This is a genomic window from Burkholderia sp. BCC1998 (assembly GCF_905339875.1).
Taxonomy (GTDB): domain Bacteria; phylum Pseudomonadota; class Gammaproteobacteria; order Burkholderiales; family Burkholderiaceae; genus Burkholderia.
The window spans coordinates 87,479-108,520 of the sequence record NZ_CAJPHE010000015.1 but is presented as its reverse complement, the minus strand read 5'-3'; the positions used below and the strand labels follow the sequence as shown (position 1 = coordinate 108,520).

Here is a 21,042-nt window from a genome sequence, read left to right as displayed (position 1 = left end):
CGCGGCGGCCGGCAACGGCCGGCGCCGTCCGCGGCCCCAATCGATCCGATCATGCAAACCGTCACACTCAGACCGTCCAAGGAAAAATCGCTGCTGCGCCGGCATCCGTGGATCTACGCCAATGCGATCGACCGCGTCGACGGCACGCCCGCCCCCGGCGCGACCGTGGTCGTGCGCGCGCACGACGGCCGCTTCCTCGCGCGCGGCGCGTACAGCCCGCAGTCGCAGATCCGCGTGCGCGTGTGGAGCTTCGACGAGAACGAGCCGATCGATCACGCCTTCTTCAAGCGCCGCGTGCAGCGCGCGGTCGCGCACCGCACGACGATGGTGTCGGGCACGGGCGCGGTGCGGCTCGTGTTCGGCGAAGCCGACGGGCTGCCGGGGCTGATCGTCGACTACTACGTCGCGGACACGGCCGAGCCGGGCGCCGCGCCGCGCGGCCAGCTCGTGTGCCAGTTCATGGCCGCGGGCGTCGAGGCATGGAAGGATGCGATCGTCGCGGCGCTCAGCGGCGCGACCGGCTGCCCGAACGTGTACGAACGCTCGGACGTGTCGATCCGCGACAAGGAAGGGCTCGCGCAGACGACCGGCGTGCTCGCCGGCGACGCGCCGCCCGCGACGCTGATCGCGAACGAAAACGGCGTGCGTTATCACGTCGACGTGCCGAACGGCCACAAGACCGGCTTCTACGTCGACCAGCGCGACAACCGCGCGCTCGTCGCGCAATACGCGGACGGCCGCGACGTACTGAACTGCTTCTGCTACACGGGCGGCTTCTCGCTCGCGGCGCTCAAGGGCGGCGCGAAACGCGTCGTGTCGATCGATTCGTCGGGCGACGCGCTCGCGCTCGCGCAGCAGAACGTCGTCGCGAACGGTTTCGATCCCGACCGCGCGACCTGGCTCGACGCGGACGCGTTCAAGACGCTGCGCCGCCTCGTCGACGAAGGCGAGCGCTTCGACCTGATCGTGCTCGATCCGCCGAAGTTCGCGCCGACCCGCGACAGCGTCGATCGCGCGTCGCGCGCCTACAAGGACATCAACCTGAGCGGCTTCAGGCTGCTGCGTCCGGGCGGCCTGCTGTTCACGTACTCGTGCTCGGGCGCGATCGACATGGACCTGTTCCAGAAGATCGTCGCGGGCGCGGCCGCCGACGCGAAGGTCGACGCGCGGATCCTGAAGCGGCTCGGCGCGGGCGTCGATCACCCGCTGCTCGCCGCGTTCCCGGAAGGCGAATATCTGAAGGGCCTGCTGTTGCAAATCGTCTAATTGCCCCGATCTAGACGCAGACCCGTCCGCCGGCCGTTCGTGCGCTGGCGGAACCGCGCTCTCGCCTGTCGTCCGGACGACGGGCGAGGGCTTGACAGGTATGTTTCAATGGATGTTTGTGCGCCCCGGCTCGCGAGTCGACGGCGCGACGCACACACCCTGGTTTTGACCCCGATTCACGAACCACAGGCGACCGACATGGCCACTCCCGTCACCATCCTCACCGGCTTCCTCGGCAGCGGCAAGACGACGCTGCTCAAGCGCATCCTGAACGAACAGCACGGCATGAAGATCGCCGTGATCGAGAACGAGTTCGGCGAAGAGAACATCGACAACGAGATCCTCGTCCAGGACACGAACGAGCAGATCATCCAGATGAGCAACGGCTGCATCTGCTGCACGATCCGCGGCGACCTCGCCCGCGCGCTCGGCGATCTCGCCGCGAAGAAGCGCGAAGGCAAGCTCGACTTCGACCGCATCGTGATCGAGACGACCGGCCTCGCGAACCCGGGCCCCGTCGCGCAGACCTTCTTCATCGACAGCGAGATCGCCGACGATTTCCTGCTCGACGCCGTCATCACGCTGGTCGACGCGAAGCATGCGAACGCGCAGCTCGACGAACATGAAGTGGTGCAGCGCCAGGTCGGCTTCGCCGATCGCCTGTTCATCACGAAGTCGGACCTCGTCGACGACCAGGCCGTCGCGGCGCTCAAGCACCGCCTGATGCACATGAACCCGAAGGCGACGATCAAGGTCGTGAATTTTGGCGAAGCCGACATCAAGGAAATCTTCGACCTGCGCGGCTTCAACCTGAACGCGAAGCTCGAGATCGACCCGGATTTCCTCGCCGAGGACGACCACGCGCACCATCATCACGATCACGACCATGATCACGATCACGCGGATTGCGACCACGATCACGGTCAATGCGCGCACGATCACGACCACGGCCATCACCATCACGCGCACCACGACGACAAGATCAAGTCGTTCGTGTACCGCAACGATCGCCCGTTCGACCCGAACAAGCTGGAGGATTTCCTCGGCGGCATCCTGCAGATCTATGGGGAACGGATGTTGCGCTACAAGGGCGTGCTGTACATGAAGGGCGTCGACCGCAAGGTCGTGTTCCAGGGCGTGCACCAGATGATGGGCAGCGACCTCGCCGCGAAGTGGCTGCCGGTCGAGAAGAAGACCAACAAGATGGTGTTCATCGGCGTCGACCTGCCGCAGGACCTGATCACCGACGGCCTCGACGCCTGCCTCGCCTGAGCGGTCGGGCCGGCGTCGCAGGCCTTCCGTGCGGCCGCCTTCGCGGGCGGCCGCGGCGCTTGCGGGTGCCGTTTCCGGGCAGGGTTTCGCCGTCATCGCTTTTTCGCGATTTGCGCGTTATATTTTCTAGATATTGGCGCAGCCGACGGGGATCGACCCGATACGGCGCCCGCTTGCGATTCAGTTACAATACGTGCCCGCTGGAGTACGGCAATAACAGGCCCGGTTCTTGCAGAACCAATACCCGGGCATCGCAACCGCGCCGGATCGCCCATCCGCCACCCGGCCGCGGCCGATGCGATCTGCCGCGCAGTACCGGTTCGCCGCGCGCGCAAATCCGCGCCAGGCCTGTCCTGGTATTTGAGAACCGGTTTTCCAGAGGCTTTCGGCCCCGCGGCGGCAAATCGCAAATGATTGCAAGCGGCAGTTGCGGGTAATCCCAAAGTGCAGGCACTATCTCCTGATTTGCCGCACATTGAAGAAGCAAGCAGATGACGAAGAAACTCTTGACCGAAGCCGAAATCCTGAAGATGAGCGACAAGGATTACATGAATGAGGATCAGCTCGCCTTCTTCAAAAATCGGCTCGAACAGTTGCAGGCGGACATCCTCAAGAACGCAGGCCAGACGACCGAGAACCTGCGCGAGACGGTGATCGTCCCCGATCCCGCCGACCGCGCGACGATCGAGGAAGAGCACGCGCTCGAGCTGCGCACGCGCGATCGCGAACGCAAGCTCCTCAAGAAGGTTCAGCAGTCGCTCGCCCGCATCGATTCCGGCGACTACGGCTGGTGCGAGGAAACCGGCGAACCGATCGGCATCCCGCGCCTGCTCGCGCGTCCGACGGCCACGCTGTCGCTCGAGGCGCAAGAGCGCCGCGAGCTGCGCCAGAAGCTGTTCGGCGACTGATCGAGCGGCGTTCCGCTCCGACACGCTGCTTCCCGAAAGCGCGCGGCCTGCCGCGCGCTTTTTGTTTTTCCGGCACCGGTTCCCGGGCCGCCGGCCGATTTGCGTCCCCCTCTTGATATCCCGGCGCCCGCCCTAAAATGAAACGGACGCGCGCCGGGCCGCTCCCCGGCGCACTGCGGATTCACGCGGCGGCGCGTCGCGCCGCCCGACTCTTCCCCGTTTTTCTCAAGGAACGCAGATGGAGCAATTTCACGGCACGACCATCGTTTCGGTCCGGCGCGGCGACAAGGTCGCGCTCGGCGGCGACGGCCAGGTAACCCTCGGCAACATCGTCATGAAGGGTGGCGCGCGGAAAGTGCGGCGGATCTACAACAACCAGGTACTGGTCGGATTCGCGGGCGGCACCGCCGATGCGTTCTCGCTGCTCGATCGCTTCGAGGCGAAGCTCGAGAAGCACCAGGGCAACCTGACCCGCGCGGCCGTCGAGCTCGCGAAGGACTGGCGCACCGACCGGATGCTGCGCCGCCTCGAGGCGATGCTGATCACGGCCGACGCGACCACCACGCTCGTGATCACCGGCAACGGCGACGTGCTCGACCCGGAAGGCGGCATCTGCGCGATCGGTTCGGGCGGCGCCTATGCGCAGGCCGCGGCCCGCGCGCTCGCGGAGAACACCGAGCTGTCGCCGCGCGAGATCGTCGAGAAGTCGCTCGAGATCGCCGGCGACATGTGCATCTACACGAACCACAACCGCATCATCGAAACGATCGAGTAAGGACCGCCCCATGAGCACCATGACCCCTGCCGAGATCGTCTCGGAACTCGACAAGCACATCATCGGCCAGGCCAAGGCGAAGAAGGCCGTCGCGGTCGCGCTGCGCAACCGCTGGCGCCGCCAGCAGGTCGCCGACCCGCTGCGCCAGGAAATCACGCCGAAGAACATCCTGATGATCGGGCCGACGGGCGTCGGCAAGACCGAAATCGCACGACGCCTCGCGAAGCTCGCCGACGCGCCGTTCATCAAGATCGAAGCGACCAAGTTCACCGAAGTCGGCTACGTCGGCCGCGACGTCGACAGCATCGTGCGCGACCTGATCGAGATCTCGGTGAAGCAGACGCGCGAATCCGAGATGCGCAAGGTGCGCAGCAAGGCCACCGACCAGGCGGAAGACCGCATCCTCGACATCCTGCTGCCGCAGCCGCGCGCGGTGGGCTTCGGCGGCAATGCCGACCACGCGAACGACGACAACAACGCGACGCGCCAGACCTTCCGCAAGCGCCTGCGCGAAGGCCAGCTCGACGACAAGGAAGTCGAGCTCGACCTCGAGCAGCCGTCGGCCGGCATGGACATCATGGCGCCGCCGGGGATGGAAGAGATGACCGAGCAGATCCGCTCGATGTTCTCGAACCTCGGCAGCGGCAAGAAGCAGCGCCGCAAGGTGAAGATCAAGGAAGCGCTGAAGCTGCTGACCGACGAGGAAGCGGCCAAGATGCTCAACGACGAGGAAGTGAAGACGAAGGCCGTGCAGAACGTCGAGCAGAACGGCATCGTGTTCCTCGACGAGATCGACAAGATCACGTCGCGCAACAACGAAGGCAGCGGCGGCGAAGTGTCGCGTCAGGGCGTGCAGCGCGACCTGCTGCCGCTCGTCGAGGGCACGACGGTCAACACGAAGTACGGGATGGTGAAGACCGATCACATCCTGTTCATCGCGAGCGGCGCATTCCACCTCGCGAAGCCGAGCGACCTGATTCCCGAACTGCAGGGCCGCTTCCCGATCCGCGTCGAGCTCGACTCGCTGTCGGTGAAGGATTTCGAGGCGATCCTCGTCGCGACCGATGCGAGCCTCGTCAAGCAATACCAGGCGCTGCTCGCCACCGAAGACGTGCAGCTCGAGTTCGCCGAAGACGGCATCCGCCGCCTGGCCGAGATCGCGTACGCGGTCAACGAGAAGACCGAGAACATCGGTGCGCGCCGGCTCTACACGGTGATCGAGAAGCTGCTCGAGGAAGTGTCGTTCTCGGCCGGCAACCACGCCGGCGAGCGCGTGACGATCGACGCGCAGTATGTCGACCGTGCGCTCGGCGAAGTGTCGCAGGACGAAGACCTGTCGCGCTACGTGCTGTAACGCGCGCAGGGGCGAATGCGAAACGGGCGGCTCCTTCGGGGCCGCCCGTTTTCGTTGGGGGGGGGCCGGCCGCTGCCGCGGCGCCGCTTACTGCCGCACCGGCTTCTTCGCGAGCTTGCGCTGCAGCGTGCGACGGTGCATGTTCAGCGCGCGCGCGGTTGCCGAAATGTTGTTGTTGTTCTCCGCGAGCACGCGCTGGATGTGCTCCCATTCGAGCCGGTCGACCGACAGCACGACCGGATTCTCGAGCGCCTCGTCGGCCTGCACTTCGCTCGCGTTGGTCTGCAGCGCGGCCAGGATCGACTCGATGTTCGCCGGCTTCGCGAGATAGTTGTCGGCGCCTTCCTTCACGGCCTGCACGGCGGTCGCGATGCTCGCGTAGCCGGTCAGCACGAGAATCCGCGCGTCGGGCTGCAGGTCGCACAGCGGCGCGATCAGGCTCAGCCCCGAATCGTCGCCGAGGTGCAGGTCGACGGTGATGAACTGGAACTTGCCGCCGGCCGCGAGCCGCAGCGCCGCCTCCTTGTCGTGCGCCTGCTGGACCGCGTAGCCGCGGCGCTCGAGGCCGCGCGCGAGCGTGCCCGCGAACACCTCGTTGTCGTCGATCACCAGGAAATTGTTCTCGCTCATGTGGTTTCTCCGTCTACGTGTTGGTTGAGGCGGCCGGCGCCGTGACGCGCGCCACCGGCAGGCGCAGCACCGCGCGGGTGCCGCGGCCGGTGACGCCAGCCGGGCGGCTGTCCGGCGCGGCTGCCGCTCGTTCGCTCGCGCGCTGGCCCGACGCAGCAGCGGCGTGACCGTTCGCACCGCCACCCGCGCGCCCGTTGCCGCCCGCCGCGCGCGGCGTGACATCGGACAGCTCGACCTCGCCGCCGAGGCGCGCAGCCGCGCTGAACGCAAGATACAGGCCGACCCCGTGCCCGCCCTGCGTGCTGTCGACCGGCATCGCGCCGAGCGATTCGCGCAATGCGGCCGGAATGCCGGGGCCGTCGTCGCATACTTCGAATTCGATCTGGTCGCCCGCCCGGTCGTTGTGCGCGAGCTTCGCGGCCAGCGTCACGCGGTGCGGGCTCGCCCGCGCGGCATTGTCGAGCAGGATCGTCAGGATCTGGCCGGCCGCCACCGTGTCGTCGAGCGCGACGCCTGACGGGCGCGCACCCAGCAGCTCGAACTGCACGTGCGGATGCCGCAGGCGCCAGTGCTCGACGAACGTGTCGAGCCAGTCATCCACCGGCTGGCGGCTCGCCGGCGCGCTCGCGCGACTGCGCAGCCGCGCGAGCGCCGACGTGCAGAGCGTCATCTGTTCTTCCAGCACCTTCAGGTCGCCCTCGTAGCGCGCGAGCCCCGGATCGGCGCGTGCCGCGTCGCGCAGTTCCTCCGCGAGCATCGCGATGGTCGACAGCGGCGTGCCCATCTCGTGCGCGACCGTGGCCGCCTGCACGCCGAGCGCGACCGCCCGCTCGTCGCGCAGCAGGTGCGCCTGCGCCTCGCCGAGCGCCGCATCGCGCTGGCGCAGCGCGTTCGACATGCGCGCGACGAACCATGCGATCAGCCCGACGCTGACCATGAAGTTCGCCCACATCCCGGTGCGGTAGTAGTCGAACAGGTTCGCCGGGTTATCCATGTTGAGCGGCACCGAATCGAAGCCGAGCGCCGCATAGCACGCGACCGCGAACGCCGCGAGCCAGATCATCAGGTGCCACGGCAGCACGGCCGCCGCGATCGCGAGCGACGGCAGGTACAGCGACACGAACGGGTTGGTCGTGCCGCCCGACAGGAACAGCAGCGCCGACAATGCGCCGAGGTCGACCCACAGCTGGCCGAGCAGCTCGAAATTGGTCTCGGGCCGCGCGCGCAGCACGCGCACCCAGGTCAGCGCGTTGAAAACGATTTCGAGCGCGATGACCATCAGCATCGCCGGCAGCGGCAGATGCACGCCGAAATAGGTCTGCACGACGCCGATCGTCACGAGCTGGCCGATGATCGCGAGATTGCGCAGCCAGAACAGGTGACTGAGGTTGACGCGCCCGGTGGTGGTGATTCGTTGCATCCGAGCAGTTTACCCGTTTAGCGCCCGGCGCCTCTACCGGGGGCCGGATCGGTGAGGACGAACGGAGCACCGGGCGAGCCGGCGTCGCATCGGGTTGCACGGGCCGGCAACCGTCAGCCGGCCGCACCGGCCATGCGTTGCGCGATCTCGTCGGCGAGGCACTCCGGACAGCGGCAACGCGTACCGGCTGCCGGCGGCGCGCCGCCGGGCACGGCCGGCATCGACGCACACCAGCACTCGAACGGCTGCGTGCCGGCGCCGCAGTCGAAGCCGCGCCCGCAGTGCGGGCAACGCGCTCGGCGCGGGGTCGAACGGGCGGCGGCGGCGGAATCGGTCATGGCTCAAGCGTGAAAGCGGGCATGCACGTCGCCCTACGCGACAAGCATAGCGCGGCGGACGGATTTTGCACGTCTGCCGTCCGGCCGATGCATGCCGCCGACACCGCCGCACGCGGCGGGCGTCGCCCCGCTCGCGCCGCTGGCGCGGAGCCCGCCGCGGGGGCCGGCTCAGAGCCCGGCGCAGGGTTCGGCCGCAGGGTCCGGCGCCATGGCCGGCGGGCCGCCGCGCGTGGCGCCGGGCCCGCGCGATCGGCCGTCCGGCCAGCCCAAAAACCCGATGCTGCGCTGCGCCACTCCTGTACAATTCGCCCTGTTTCAACCGTTCCCAGCCAGAGCCGCCGCCATGTCCGAGCCCATCGACCTCTCGCAGATCGCCCCCACGCTGAAGGCAGAAATCCTCGCCGAGGCGCTGCCGTACATCCGCCGCTACCACGGCAAGACCGTGGTGATCAAATACGGCGGCAACGCGATGACGGAAGAGCGGCTCAAGCAGGGTTTCGCGCGCGACGTGATCCTGCTGAAACTGGTCGGCATCAATCCGGTGATCGTCCACGGCGGCGGTCCGCAGATCGATCATGCGCTGAAGAAGATCGGCAAGGCCGGCACCTTCATCCAGGGCATGCGCGTCACCGACGAAGAAACGATGGAAGTCGTCGAATGGGTGCTGGGCGGCGAAGTCCAGCAGGACATCGTGATGCTGATCAACCACTTCGGCGGCCATGCGGTGGGCCTGACGGGCAAGGACGGCGGCCTGATCCATGCTCGCAAGCTGCTGATGCCGGACCGCGACAATCCGGGCCAGTACATCGACATCGGCCAGGTCGGCGAAGTCGAGGCGATCAACCCGGCGGTCGTGAAGGCGCTGCAGGACGACGCGTTCATCCCGGTGATCTCGCCGATCGGCTTCGGCGAGGACGGCCTCTCGTACAACATCAACGCCGATCTGGTCGCGGGCAAGCTCGCCACGGTGCTGAACGCCGAGAAGCTGCTGATGATGACCAACATCCCTGGCGTGATGGACAAGGACGGCAACCTGCTGACCGACCTGTCGGCGCGCGAGATCGACGCGCTGTTCGAGGACGGCACGATCTCGGGCGGCATGCTGCCGAAGATCTCGTCGGCGCTCGACGCGGCGAAGAGCGGCGTGAAGTCGGTGCACATCGTCGACGGCCGCATCGAGCACTCGGTGCTGCTGGAAATCCTGACCGAGCAGCCGTTCGGCACGATGATCCGCTCGCATTGAGCGCGCGCCGCAAAACCACCGGTCCCGACCTGCCGGCGTCGCTGCGACGCCGGCGCATCTCCCGCAGCCGGCCGCGCGCCGGCTCGCCTGTCTGGCTGTTCGATCTCGACAACACGCTTCATCACGCATCGCACGCGATCTTCCCGGAGATCAACCGCGCGATGACGCAATACATCATCGACACGCTCCACGTCGGGCGCGTCGAAGCCGATCGCCTGCGCACCGGCTACACGCAGCGCTACGGCGCCGCGCTCCTCGGCCTTGCGCGCCATCATCCGATCGATCCGAACGACTTCCTGCGGGTCGTGCACACGTTTTCCGACCTGCCCGCGATGCTGCGCGCCGAGCGCGGCCTCGCGCGCATCATCGCCGCGCTGCCGGGCCGCAAGTTCGTGCTGACCAACGCGCCCGAGAACTACGCGCGCGCGGTGCTGCGCGAGCTGCGCATCGAACGGCTGTTCGAGCGCGTGATCGCGATCGAGCACATGCGAGACCGGCGTGCGTGGCGCGCAAAGCCCGATCACACGATGCTGCGCCGCACGCTGCGCGCCGCGCACGCGCGGCTCGCCGACGCGATCCTCGTCGAGGATACCCGCAGCCACCTGAAGCGCTACAAGCGCCTCGGCATCGGCACCGTGTGGATCACGGGCCACCTGCCGGGTCATCTGCCGAACATCGGCCGGCCGCATTATGTCGATCAGCGCATTCGTTCGTTAAAATCGCTGCGACTGGGCACACGATCGGGGCGACAAAAATGCAGCCGACTTACCCGCAGGACCAAGCCGTAACGGAAGACCAGGCCACGCCGTCCCGCCCGCGCCCGAAGCCGGGCGAGCGGCGCGTGATGATCCTGCAGACGCTCGCCGCGATGCTGGAGGCGCCGAAGCCCGAAAAAATCACGACGGCCTCGCTCGCGGCCCGGCTCGACGTGTCGGAAGCCGCGCTGTACCGGCACTTCTCCAGCAAGGCGAAGATGTACGAAGGGCTGATCGAGTTCATCGAGCAGGCGCTGTTCGGCCTCGTCAACCAGATCGTCGCGAAGGAGCCGAACGGCGTGCTGCAGGCACGCACGATCGCGCTGACGATGCTCAATTTCGCCGCGAAGAACCCCGGCATGACGCGCGTGCTGACCGGCGAGGCGCTGGTCGGCGAGGACGAGCGGCTCACCGAGCGCGTGAACCAGCTCGTCGACCGAATCGAGGCAACCGTCAAGCAGTGCCTGCGGGTCGCGCGCACCGAATCCCAGGCGCCCGACGGCGCGGCGCCGTTCGTGCTGCCGGCCGATTACGATCCCGCCGCGCGCGCAAGCCTGCTCGTCAGCTATGTGATCGGCCGGTGGCATCGCTTTGCCAAAGGCGGGTTCCAGAAGCCGCCCGGGGAACAGGCCGATGCGCATTTGCGGCTGATTCTGCAGTGATGCCCGGCGCGCCTCCATCCGGATCGGCACGACCGGACAAGTGAGCCTGCGCTTCTCGATATCGGCCAGCCTCGGCGTGGAAGGAAACCTGTCCAACTACTCGGTGATCACGGGCCAGTTCACGGCAAAGTACCGCTGGTAAAGCGGCCAGCGGGCCGCACGCCCCGATGCAATCCGCCTCCGGCGGAATTCCGCTATACTTTGCCGACTTGCCGCCCCCTTGGCGGCAGGCCGGAAGCGCGCCGATTTGCTGACTCGATTGCGGGCGCGCGAACCGGCCGGGGCCTTGACGCGTCGATGCGTCGTTCCCCGGCGGTTCACTACAAATGCGGCTAAAGAGGTCGTCAGCCGCGCACCTTCGACTCCGCGCCTCGCCGACACCATTTAGCCGCCCAGTCATATGGCATAAGGCGGAACGAATGGAATCGATCGGCATCGTCGCTCCACAGACCATGCACTTCGCCGAACCGCTGCGCTTGCAAAGCGGCAGCGTGATCGGCAACTATCAGCTCGTCGTCGAGACGTACGGCGAGCTCAACGCCGCGCGCTCGAACGCAGTGCTCGTCTGCCACGCGCTCAACGCGTCGCACCACGTCGCCGGCGTCTACGCGGACGATCCGCGCAGCACCGGCTGGTGGGACAACATGGTCGGCCCCGGCAAGCCGCTCGACACCAACCGCTTCTTCGTGATCGGCGTGAACAATCTCGGGTCGTGTTTCGGCTCGACCGGCCCGATGAGCATCGATCCGTCGACCGGCAAACCGTACGGCGCGCGCTTCCCCGTCGTCACCGTCGAGGACTGGGTGCACGCGCAGGCGCGCGTCGCCGACGCATTCGGCATCGAGCGCTTCGCCGCCGTGATGGGCGGCAGCCTCGGCGGGATGCAGGCGCTCGCGTGGAGCCTGATGTATCCGGAGCGCGTCGCGCACTGCATCGACATCGCGTCGACACCGAAGCTGTCCGCGCAGAACATCGCGTTCAACGAGGTCGCGCGCTCGGCGATCCTGTCCGATCCCGACTTCCACGGCGGCGACTACTACGCGCACGGCGTGAAGCCGAAGCGCGGCCTGCGCGTCGCGCGGATGATCGGCCACATCACGTACCTGTCCGACGACGACATGGCCGAGAAATTCGGCCGTGCGCTGCGCCGCGCGGACGGCGCGCTCGACGCGTACAACTTCAGCTTCGACGTGGAGTTCGAGGTCGAGTCGTACCTGCGCTACCAGGGCGACAAGTTCGCCGACTACTTCGACGCGAACACCTACCTGCTGATCACGCGCGCGCTCGACTACTTCGATCCGGCGAAGGCGTTCGACGGCAACCTGACGGCCGCGCTCGCGCACACGCAGGCGAAATACCTGATCGCGAGCTTCTCGACCGACTGGCGCTTCGCGCCGGCGCGTTCGCGCGAGATCGTGAAGGCGCTGCTCGACAACAAGCGCACGGTCAGCTACGCGGAAATCGACGCGCCGCACGGCCACGACGCGTTCCTGCTCGACGACGCGCGCTATCACAACCTGCTCCGCGCGTATTACGAACGAATCGCCATCGAGGTGGGGGCATGAACCAGCAAGCACTGAATTCCCTGTCCGCCCGCGCGGACTTCCGCGCGATCGCCCGCTGGGTCGAACCGCGCGCGACCGTGCTCGACCTCGGCTGCGGCGACGGCTCGCTGCTGTCGCTGCTGTCGGAAGAACTCGACGTGTCCGGCTACGGGATCGAACTGAACGACGCGGGCGTGCTCGCCAGCGCGAAGAACGGGATCAACGTGATCCAGCAGAACCTCGAGGACGGCCTGCGCCTGTTCGAGGATCACAGCTTCGATTTCGCGATCCTGTCGCAAACCCTTCAGACGATCCACCAGACGGCCGCGATCCTGCGCGAAACCGCGCGCGTCGGACGCGAATGCATCGTGTCGTTCCCGAACTTCGGCTACTGGGCGCACCGGTTGTCGGTGCTGCGCGGCCGGATGCCGGTGTCGAAGTCGCTGCCTTACCAGTGGCACAACACGCCGAACGTCCGGGTGCTGACGATCAAGGATTTCGAGGCGCTCGCGCCCGAAGTCGGCGTCACGATCCTCGACCGCATCGTGCTGCACGAAGGCCAGCCGATTCGATGGGGAGCGAACTGGCGTGGTAGTCTTGCTGTCTATCGCGTCAAGCGCAGCTGAGCCGGGGGGCCGTTGACGGACGCCGACGGCCAGCACGCACGTACGGCCGCGCTCCTGTGCTACCCGCGCCGCCGCGTGCGCTGCCGCCGCCATCAGTCAACGCTACCCAGTTTCCGTCCATGTCCAAAACGCCACACGAGGCGCCCGCACTCACCGCTCACGAGGATCACCCCGGCTGGCGCGCCTATCTGAACACGCACATGCTGATCTGCGTGTTCCTGGGCTTCACGTCGGGGCTGCCCCTGTTCACGCTCGTCTACCTCGTGCAGGCATGGCTGCGCTCCGAGGGCGTGAACCTGAAGGAAATCGGCCTGTTCGCGCTGATCCAGTTCCCGTATACGTGGAAGTTCCTGTGGGCGCCGCTGATGGACCGCTACATCCCGCGCCTGCCCGGCTGGCGGCCGGGCCGCCGGCGCGGCTGGATGCTGCTCACGCAGGTGCTGGTCGCCGGCGCGATCGCCGCGCTCGGCTTCGTGTCGCCGCGCGACTCGATCTGGACGGTCGCCGCGCTCACGACGCTCGTCGCGTTCTTCGGCGCAAGCTCCGACATCGTGATCGACGCCTATCGCCGCGAACTGCTGCGCGACACCGAGCAAGGCCTCGGCAACGCGGTGCACGTGAACGCATACAAGCTCGCCGCGCTGATCCCCGGCTCGCTCGCGCTGATCCTGTCCGACCACATGCCGTGGGACGCCGTGTTCGCGCTCACCGGCGCGTTCATGCTGCCGGGCATCCTGATGACGCTGCTCGTGCGCGAACCGGAAGTCGTCGGCGCGCCGCCGCGCAACCTGCGCGACGCGATCGTGCTGCCGTTCCGCGAATTCATCCAGCGCGACGGCTGGAGCGGTGCGCTGCTCGTCATCGCGTTCATCTTCCTGTTCAAGATCGGCGACACGATGGCCACCACGCTGTCGACGTCGTTCTTCCTCGACATCGGCTTCACGCGCACCGAGATCGGCATCGTCGCGAAGACCACCGCGCTCGTCGCGAGCGTCGCCGGCGGCATCATCGGCGGCGTCTGGCTCGTGAAGATCGGGATCGGCCGCGGGCTGTGGATCTTCGGCGCGCTGCAGATGGTATCGACGCTCGGCTTCGCATGGCTCGCGCAACTCGGCCCCGGCTCGCCGGTACTCGCGATGCTGTACGACTTCACGGTATCGACGAGCCATGCGATCACGGCGGCGCTGTCGGTGTTCGGCGTCGCGGTCACGCCGCAATTCAGCCCGATGACGGTCGCGCTCGCGATCGTCTACGGCGTCGAAACCTTCACGACCGGCCTGACGATGGCCGCGTTCGTCGCGTATATCGCGAGCACGACCGATCCGCGCTACACGGCCACGCAGTTCGCGCTGTTCACGAGCCTCGCGTCCGTGCCGCGCACCCTCGCATCGGCCGCGAGCGGCTTCATCGTCGCGAAGATCGGCTGGTTCGACTACTTCATCGTGTGCACCGCGCTCGCGATCCCCGGCATGCTGCTGCTGTTCAAGATCGCGCCGTGGAACGGCACCGCGCGCAACGGCGAGGCCAGCCGTGCGCAATGACCGCCTGCATCGCGTGGCGTGCGTCGCCGCCGCGCTGGGCGTCGGCTTCACGACGCTCGGCGCGGCGGGAAGCGCTCATGCGTCCGACACCGTTGCGGCCATGGCCGGCTCCGCGCCCGCTGCCCCGGCATCGCCGTCCACGCCGGCTGCAGCCGCTCCCCCGCCTGCAGCCGAAGCCGCGCAGCCGACCGGCGCCGCCGTGCCCGCGAAAGCCTATACGCCGACGCCGCAGCAGGTTCGCTACGGCAATGCGATCGCGTTCCGCACGCTGATCCCGTCGCCGCTGCTCGAACAACTCACCGCGAACGAATACGCGCAGATCGTCCAGGCCGCCGCCGACAGCGACCGCCTGCTGCCCGCGAACCAGCCGCGCGTGAAGCGGCTGCGCGCGATCGTCATGAAGCTCGCGCCGTATTCGGTGAAGTGGAACGATCGTGTGAAGAGCTGGGCGTGGGACGTCAACGTGATCCGCTCGCGCGACATCCGCATTACCTGCCTGCCGGGCGGCAAGGTGCTCGTGTACGGCGGGCTGCTCGATCGCGTCCGCCTGAACGACGACGAGTTCGGCGTGCTGATCGCACACGGCATCGCGCATGCGCTGCGCGAACACGCACGCAGCAATTTCAGCGCGACGTCGCAAACGTCGCTGCGCGCGGCCACGCTGCCGCCGCTGTTCGGCGTCGGCGATCCGCTGCCGCAGGCGCTGAACCTCGGCGAACGCCTGCAGACGCTGCGCTACGACCCGACCGACGAAACCGAAGCCGACGTGATCGGCGGCGACATCGCCGCCCGCGCGGGTTTCGATCCGCGCGCGGCGATCACGCTGTGGGACAAGCTCGCGGCGGCGACGCGCGCGAACAAGACGTCGGGCTTCATCTACATGCATCCGTACAGCGCCGCGCGGCGGCAGGATCTGCTGAACCGCCTGCCGGACCTGATGCCGCTGTATGCGAAGGCGACGGCCAAACGCGTCGACACGCTGCCCGACTACGCGGGCATCAGCGCGCAGCGGCGCAAGGTCGTGCGGCGCTGAGCGCCGCACCCGGCGGCTCCCCGCCGGGAATCGCCGGCACGCATCACCGGCGCACGAGGCCAGGCGCTACGCGCCGACTTCCGACTCGACCGGCCGGCTGCCGATTTCGCGCATCCAGCGTACTTCGTCTCCCGGGCTGCGGCCGAACAGCCGCTTGAACTCGCGGCTGAACTGCGACGCGCTCGCATAACCGACCCGTGCCGACGCCGCACCCGCGCCGAGACCGTCCTGCACCATCATCAACCGGGCCTGGTGCAGGCGCGCGGCCTTCACATACTGCATCGGCGACGTCGCCGTCACGTGCTTGAACTGCGCGTGGAACACCGCAACGCTCATCCCGGCCTCGCGCGCGAGCGTCTCGACGTCGAGATCGGCCTTCAGGTCCGCATGGATGCGCCGCAGCGCCTTCGCGATGCGGCCGAAATGATGCTGCTGGACGAGCGCCGCCCGAATCGCGTCGCCCTGCGCGCCCGTCAGCACGCGGTATGCGATCTCGCGCATGATCGCCGGCCCGAGCACGCACGTGTCGTGCGGCGACGCGAGCGCTTCGAGCAGCCGCACCACCGCGTCGGCGAGCGGCGCATCGAGCGGCGTCGAATAGACGCCGTGCGGCTCGCTGACTGAAGCGCCCAGCGTCTCGTCGAGCAGGATCGCCAGCTCGGCGATCACCGCGAGATCGACGCGGATCGAGATCGCGAGAAACGGCTCGTCCATGCTCGCGAAGGTCTCGCATTCGAACGGCAGCGGCACCGACAGCACGAGATACTGCTGCGCGTCGTAGACGAACGAGCGGTCGCCGAGATAGCCGAGCTTGCGGCCCTGGCACACGACGATGATGCTCGGTTCGTACAGCACCGGCATGCGCGGCACGGGGCGGTTCACGCGGAAGAAGCGCACGCCGTCGAGCGCCGCCGGCGTATCACCCTCGTTCGGCGCGAGACGCGCATGCAGCTCGATCATGCGGCGCCGCACACGGTCGCCCGTGTCGTCGAAAAGGGGTTGGAAGCTCACGGGCGTCGTCCTGTCCGGCAAGAGAATCAGGCTCGCAATGTAGCACCTTGAAAGCGTTTTGACGGCCGTTCGCGTGCAATTCGAGAGGAATAGGCAAATCTTCGAGACCTTCGTGTATTTCGCCGACGCGGCCCGCTCCTTACGATGGGCACCTGTCTCGCCGCGTCGCCACATGATGCGGCGGCAGTCTGATTCGCCGGACGTTTTTGCCGGACAAGGAGCCCCCCTGCATGAGCACAACCTACGCTTACGCGGCGACCGATGCGCGCTCGCCGCTCGCCCCGTTCGAATTCCAGCGCCGCGCGCTGCGCGACCTCGACGTCCAGATCGAGGTGCTCTACTGCGGCGTCTGCCACTCGGACCTGCACCAGGCCCGCAACGAATGGCGCAACACGATCTACCCGGTCGTGCCGGGCCATGAAATCGTCGGCCGCGTGACCGCGACCGGCCCGCAAGTGTCGCGCTTCAAGGTCGGCGAGCTGGTCGGCGTCGGCTGTCTCGTCGATTCGTGCCGCACCTGCCCGAGCTGCGCGGAAGGCCTCGAGCAGTATTGCGAGAACGGCTTCGTCGGCACCTACAACGGCCAGGACCGCGTGACCGGCGACATCACGTACGGCGGCTATTCGACGCAGCTCGTCGTCGACGAGGCGTTCGTGCTGCGCGTGCCCGAGACGCTCGACCCGGCCGGCGCCGCGCCGCTCTTGTGCGCGGGGATCACGACCTATTCGCCGCTGCGCCAGTGGAACGTCGGGCCCGGCAAGAAGGTCGGGATCGTCGGCCTGGGCGGGCTCGGCCACATGGGTGTGAAGCTCGCGCGCGCGATGGGCGCGCACGTCGTGCTGTTCACGACGTCGCCGTCGAAGATCGAGGACGGCAAGCGTCTCGGCGCGCATGAGGTCGTGATCTCGAAAGACGAAGCGCAGATGAACGCGCACCTGAACAGCTTCGACTTCATCCTGAACACGGTCGCCGCGCAGCACGACCTGAACCCGTTCCTGCACCTGCTGAAGCGCGACGGCACGATGACGCTCGTCGGCGCGCCGGAGCACGATCACCCGTCGCCGCAGGTATTCAACCTGATCTTCAAGCGCCGCCGCCTCGCGGGCTCGCTGATCGGCGGGATCGCGGAAACGCAGGAAATGCTCGACTTCTGCGCGGAGCACGGCATTACGTCGGATATCGAAACGATTCCGATGCAGCAGATCAATGCCGCTTACGAGCGGATGCTGAAGAGCGACGTGAAGTACCGGTTCGTGATCGACATGGCGTCGATCAAGCAGTAAGCGACGCACCAAACGAAACGGGGCCGCATGTTCGACATGCGGCCCCGTTTTGCGTCCGGTGACCGGACGACTTGGCAGCGACGCGAAGCGCGTCGCGCCGACGCTCACTTCTTGTAGTCGTAATCGACCGTCAGCGGCGCGTGATCGCTGAACTTGATGTCCTTGAAGATCGACGTGCGCTTCGCGGTGCCGGCCACGCCCGGCGTCGCGATCTGGTAATCGATCCGCCACCCGACGTTCTTCGCGTACGCCTGGCCGCGATTGCTCCACCACGTGTACTGCTCGGGGCGCGGATCGAGCGTGCGGAACACGTCGACGTAGCCGACATCGTCGAACAGCTGCGTGAGCCACGCGCGCTCTTCCGGCAGGCAGCCCGAATTCTTCTGGTTGCTCTTCCAGTTCTTGATGTCGATTTCCTTGTGCACGATGTTCACGTCGCCGCACAGGATCACCTCGCGCTTCTTCTTCAGCTCGGCGAGGTGCGGCATGAACTCGTCCATGAAGCGGTACTTCGCCTGCTGGCGCTCTTCGCCGCTCGAGCCGGACGGCACGTACACCGACACGACCGACAGCTTGCCGTAGCGCGCCTCGACGTAGCGCCCCTCGGAGTCGAATTCGCTGCTGCCGAAGCCGATGATCACGTCATCGGGCTCGTGGCGGCTGTACACGCCCGCGCCGCTGTAGCCCTTCTTCTCGGCGTGATGGAAGTAGCTCCTGAAGCCGTGCGGCTCGACGAATTCGGCCGGCAGGTCGTCGGCCGATACCTTGATTTCCTGCACGCACACGCAGTCGGCATTCTGTTCGCCGAGCCATTCGAAGAAGCCCTTCTTCGCGGCGGAGCGGATGCCGTTCAGGTTGGCGGTAATCACTCGCATCATGTCGGGTTCCGTTGTTCAGTTCAGTTCAGTTCAGTTCGATGTGGTTGCAGGATCGCAGCCTAGCGGATCTTCACGCCTTCGAGTTCCGGCTTCGGCGGCGGGAATTCGAGCTTCATGTCGGTCATCGTGCGCAGCAGCAGCTCGGCGATCATCACGTTGCGGTGCGTCTTCGAGTTCGCCGGGATCACGTACCACGGCGCATGCTCGGCCGACGTCGCGGCGAGCGCGTCGCGGTACGCCGACTGGTACGCCTCCCAGTGCTTGCGCGCGTCGAGATCGGCGATGTCGAACTTCCAGTGCTTGGTCGGATCGTCAATGCGCGCCTGCAGCCGCTCGCGCTGCTCGTCCTTCGAGATGTGCAGGAAGCACTTGACGATCGTCGTGCCGTTCTCGAACAGCATCGTCTCGAAATCGCGGATCTGCCGGTAGCGGCGCTCGCATTCCTTGTCGTCGATCGCGCCGATCACGCGCGGCACGAGCACGTCTTCGTAGTGACTGCGGTTGAAGATCGCGAGCTCGCCCGCGGCCGGTACCTGCAGATGCACGCGCCAGAGGAAGTCGTGCACGGCCTCGATCGGCGTCGGCGCCTTGAACGACACGACGCGCAGGCCGAGCGGATCGACCTCGCGGAACACGGCGCGCACGGTGCCGTCCTTGCCGCTGGTATCCATCCCCTGCAGCACGAGCAGCACGCGCTTCTTCTGCTGCGTGTGCAGGCGCTCCTGCTGGACGTCGAGCTCGGTCGATACGGCCGACAGCCGTTCGCGGTCGGCGTCCTTCGACCCCGACGAAAACGGCTTCGCGGCCGGATCGAACGCATCGAGCTTGAATGCGGCAGCTTCCTTCTCGCGCGTGCTGTACGGCACGCGGAAATCGTCGAGCGACGGTTGTTTCGCCATTCGTTCCTCCGTTGGACGGTGCGATGCACACGCGCACACGATAACGCATGCACCAAAACGACGGGCCGCCCCGAACAGGTTCGGCGGCGGCCCGTGGTCAGGCGCGGTTCAGGCGCGCGGCCATGCTCAGCCGAGTTTCTTCTTCAGCAGCTCGTTGACCTGCTGCGGATTGGCCTTGCCCTTGGTCGCCTTCATCGCCTGGCCGATCAGCGCGTTGAACGCCTTTTCCTTGCCCGCGCGGAACTCCTCGACCGACTTCGCGTTCGCCGCCAGCACCTCGTCGATGATCGCTTCCAGCGCGCCGGTGTCGGAAATCTGCTTCAGGCCCTTCGCGTCGATGATGCGGTCGGCCGCGCCTTCGTCGGTCGCCTTCTCGTCCCAGATCGTCGCGAAGATTTCCTTCGCGATCTTGTTCGAGATCGTGCCGTCGGCGATGCGCTGCAGCACCAGCGCGAGCTGCGCGGCCGACACGGGAATCGCGTCGATCTCGATGCCGTCGCGGTTCAGCTGCGACGACACGTCGCCCATCAGCCAGTTCGCGGCGATCTTCGCGTTCGCCGCGCCGGCCTTCGCGACCACCGCCTCGAAGTAGGCAGCCATCGCCTTGCTCGACGTCAGCACGCCCGCGTCGTACGCGGACACGCCGTACTGCTCGACGAAGCGCTGCTGCATCGCGGCCGGCAGCTCGGGCATGCCGGCCTGCACGCGCTCGACCCAGTCACGGCCGATCACGAGCGGCATCAGGTCGGGGTCGGGGAAGTAGCGGTAGTCGTGCGCGTCTTCCTTGCTGCGCATCGAACGCGTCTCGCGCTTGTCCGGATCGTAGAGGCGCGTCTCCTGCACGACTTCGCCGCCGTCCTCGATCAGCTCGATCTGGCGGCGCACTTCGTAGTTGATCGCCTCTTCAAGGAACCGGAACGAGTTCAGGTTCTTGATCTCGGCACGCGTGCCGAACTTTTCCTGGCCGACCGGGCGCACCGACACGTTCGCGTCGCAGCGGAACGAACCTTCCTGCATGTTGCCATCGCAGATGCCGAGCCACACGACGAGCGCGTGCAGCGCCTTCGCATACGCGACGGCCTCGGCCGCGCTGCGCATTTCCGGCTCGGTGACGATCTCGAGCAGCGGCGTGCCCGCGCGGTTCAGGTCGATCCCGGTCATCCCGGCGAAGTCTTCATGCAACGACTTGCCCGCATCTTCCTCGAGGTGCGCGCGGGTCAGGTTGACGGTCTTTTCGTACGCTTCCTTGCCGGCCTTTTCGTTGGCGGGCACCTGGATCGTGATCTGGCCGCCCTGCACGACCGGAATCTCGTACTGGCTGATCTGATAGCCCTTCGGCAGATCGGGGTAGAAGTAATTCTTGCGCGCGAAGATGCTGCGCGGCGCGATGGTCGAGCCGATCGCGAGGCCGAAGCGGATCGCGCGCTCGACCGCGCCGCGGTTCAGCACCGGCAGCACGCCCGGCAGCGCCAGGTCGACCGGGCAAGCCTGCGTGTTCGGCTCCGCGCCGAACTGCGTCGACGCGCCCGAGAAAATCTTCGAGACGGTCGACAGTTGCGCGTGCGTCTCGAGACCGATGACGACTTCCCATTGCGTAGTCATTG

The 21,042-nt window shown here is 67.0% G+C and carries 20 protein-coding genes; 13 read left to right on the top strand and 7 right to left on the bottom strand.

Annotated features, from left to right (window positions below):
• Nucleotides 1-51 precede the first annotated feature (51 nt).
• The 5 genes from U5A56_RS24180 to hslU all read left to right on the top strand — a co-directional run bounded on the left by U5A56_RS24180 (nt 52) and on the right by hslU (nt 5,575).
• A complete protein-coding gene (locus tag U5A56_RS24180; RefSeq protein ID WP_321810945.1) occupies nt 52-1,266 on the top strand; it encodes a class I SAM-dependent rRNA methyltransferase in 1,215 nt (404 codons plus the stop codon).
• Between the two features lie 198 nt (nt 1,267-1,464).
• A complete protein-coding gene (locus U5A56_RS24175) occupies nt 1,465-2,538 on the top strand; it encodes a CobW family GTP-binding protein (protein WP_124486689.1) in 1,074 nt (357 codons plus the stop codon).
• 491 nt (nt 2,539-3,029) lie between these two features.
• Complete coding sequence (gene dksA, locus U5A56_RS24170) at nt 3,030-3,446, top strand: RNA polymerase-binding protein DksA (protein WP_006477498.1); 417 nt, start codon at nt 3,030-3,032, stop codon at nt 3,444-3,446.
• Nucleotides 3,447-3,684: 238 nt separating this feature from the next.
• Nucleotides 3,685-4,221: an ATP-dependent protease subunit HslV gene (gene hslV, locus U5A56_RS24165; protein WP_006760749.1), complete on the top strand. Its 537-nt coding sequence runs from the start codon at nt 3,685-3,687 to the stop codon at nt 4,219-4,221.
• A gap of 10 nt (nt 4,222-4,231) precedes the next feature.
• Entirely contained in the window at nt 4,232-5,575 is a 1,344-nt protein-coding gene (gene hslU, locus U5A56_RS24160; protein WP_044847842.1) for an ATP-dependent protease ATPase subunit HslU, read from the top strand.
• Between the two features lie 87 nt (nt 5,576-5,662).
• Here the strand turns inward: hslU and U5A56_RS24155 are convergent, their stop codons facing one another.
• The 3 genes from U5A56_RS24155 to U5A56_RS24145 form a co-directional block, all read right to left on the bottom strand.
• Nucleotides 5,663-6,205, bottom strand: a complete 543-nt coding sequence (locus U5A56_RS24155) for a response regulator transcription factor (RefSeq protein ID WP_044847841.1) — start codon at nt 6,203-6,205, stop codon at nt 5,663-5,665.
• A 13-nt stretch (nt 6,206-6,218) separates the two neighbouring features.
• Nucleotides 6,219-7,625, bottom strand: a complete 1,407-nt coding sequence (locus U5A56_RS24150; protein ID WP_044847840.1) for an ATP-binding protein — start codon at nt 7,623-7,625, stop codon at nt 6,219-6,221.
• 113 nt (nt 7,626-7,738) lie between these two features.
• Nucleotides 7,739-7,963: a cysteine-rich CWC family protein gene (locus U5A56_RS24145; RefSeq protein ID WP_044847839.1), complete on the bottom strand. Its 225-nt coding sequence runs from the start codon at nt 7,961-7,963 to the stop codon at nt 7,739-7,741.
• 343 nt (nt 7,964-8,306) lie between these two features.
• On the opposite strand from U5A56_RS24145, the gene argB reads away from it, so the two are divergent.
• The 7 genes from argB to U5A56_RS24110 all read left to right on the top strand — a co-directional run bounded on the left by argB (nt 8,307) and on the right by U5A56_RS24110 (nt 15,367).
• Complete coding sequence (gene argB / locus U5A56_RS24140) at nt 8,307-9,206, top strand: acetylglutamate kinase (protein ID WP_006490510.1); 900 nt, start codon at nt 8,307-8,309, stop codon at nt 9,204-9,206.
• Complete coding sequence (locus tag U5A56_RS24135; RefSeq protein WP_044847838.1) at nt 9,203-9,994, top strand: HAD-IA family hydrolase; 792 nt, start codon at nt 9,203-9,205, stop codon at nt 9,992-9,994. Before argB ends, U5A56_RS24135 begins: the two co-directional genes overlap by 4 nt.
• Complete coding sequence (gene slmA, locus U5A56_RS24130; RefSeq protein ID WP_044847837.1) at nt 9,961-10,623, top strand: nucleoid occlusion factor SlmA; 663 nt, start codon at nt 9,961-9,963, stop codon at nt 10,621-10,623. Before U5A56_RS24135 ends, slmA begins: the two co-directional genes overlap by 34 nt.
• A gap of 419 nt (nt 10,624-11,042) precedes the next feature.
• Nucleotides 11,043-12,188 (top strand): homoserine O-succinyltransferase MetX, encoded by a 1,146-nt coding sequence (metX, locus tag U5A56_RS24125; RefSeq protein WP_044847831.1) that lies wholly within the window; start codon nt 11,043-11,045, stop codon nt 12,186-12,188.
• Nucleotides 12,185-12,793: a methionine biosynthesis protein MetW gene (metW, locus tag U5A56_RS24120; protein ID WP_044847830.1), complete on the top strand. Its 609-nt coding sequence runs from the start codon at nt 12,185-12,187 to the stop codon at nt 12,791-12,793. Before metX ends, metW begins: the two co-directional genes overlap by 4 nt.
• 119 nt (nt 12,794-12,912) lie before the next feature.
• Complete coding sequence (locus tag U5A56_RS24115) at nt 12,913-14,334, top strand: AmpG family muropeptide MFS transporter (protein WP_321924890.1); 1,422 nt, start codon at nt 12,913-12,915, stop codon at nt 14,332-14,334.
• Entirely contained in the window at nt 14,324-15,367 is a 1,044-nt protein-coding gene (locus tag U5A56_RS24110) for a M48 family metallopeptidase (protein WP_321924888.1), read from the top strand. Before U5A56_RS24115 ends, U5A56_RS24110 begins: the two co-directional genes overlap by 11 nt.
• 66 nt (nt 15,368-15,433) lie before the next feature.
• On the opposite strand, the gene U5A56_RS24105 is transcribed toward U5A56_RS24110, so the two are convergent.
• Nucleotides 15,434-16,378, bottom strand: coding sequence for an AraC family transcriptional regulator (locus tag U5A56_RS24105; RefSeq protein ID WP_044847827.1), 945 nt, complete (start codon nt 16,376-16,378; stop codon nt 15,434-15,436).
• Nucleotides 16,379-16,608: 230 nt separating this feature from the next.
• Between U5A56_RS24105 and U5A56_RS24100 the strand changes: the two genes are divergently transcribed.
• The gene (locus U5A56_RS24100; RefSeq protein WP_124486697.1) at nt 16,609-17,661 is read left to right on the top strand and encodes an NAD(P)-dependent alcohol dehydrogenase; all 1,053 of its coding nucleotides are present in this window, start codon (nt 16,609-16,611) and stop codon (nt 17,659-17,661) included.
• 104 nt (nt 17,662-17,765) lie between these two features.
• Here the strand turns inward: U5A56_RS24100 and U5A56_RS24095 are convergent, their stop codons facing one another.
• From U5A56_RS24095 to gatB, 3 genes are all read right to left on the bottom strand, one after another.
• Complete coding sequence (locus U5A56_RS24095; protein ID WP_044847825.1) at nt 17,766-18,539, bottom strand: exodeoxyribonuclease III; 774 nt, start codon at nt 18,537-18,539, stop codon at nt 17,766-17,768.
• A gap of 59 nt (nt 18,540-18,598) precedes the next feature.
• Complete coding sequence (locus U5A56_RS24090) at nt 18,599-19,438, bottom strand: polyphosphate kinase 2 family protein (protein ID WP_321810949.1); 840 nt, start codon at nt 19,436-19,438, stop codon at nt 18,599-18,601.
• A gap of 126 nt (nt 19,439-19,564) precedes the next feature.
• The gene (gene gatB, locus U5A56_RS24085; protein WP_044847823.1) at nt 19,565-21,040 is read right to left on the bottom strand and encodes an Asp-tRNA(Asn)/Glu-tRNA(Gln) amidotransferase subunit GatB; all 1,476 of its coding nucleotides are present in this window, start codon (nt 21,038-21,040) and stop codon (nt 19,565-19,567) included.
• Nucleotides 21,041-21,042: the final 2 nt, after the last annotated feature.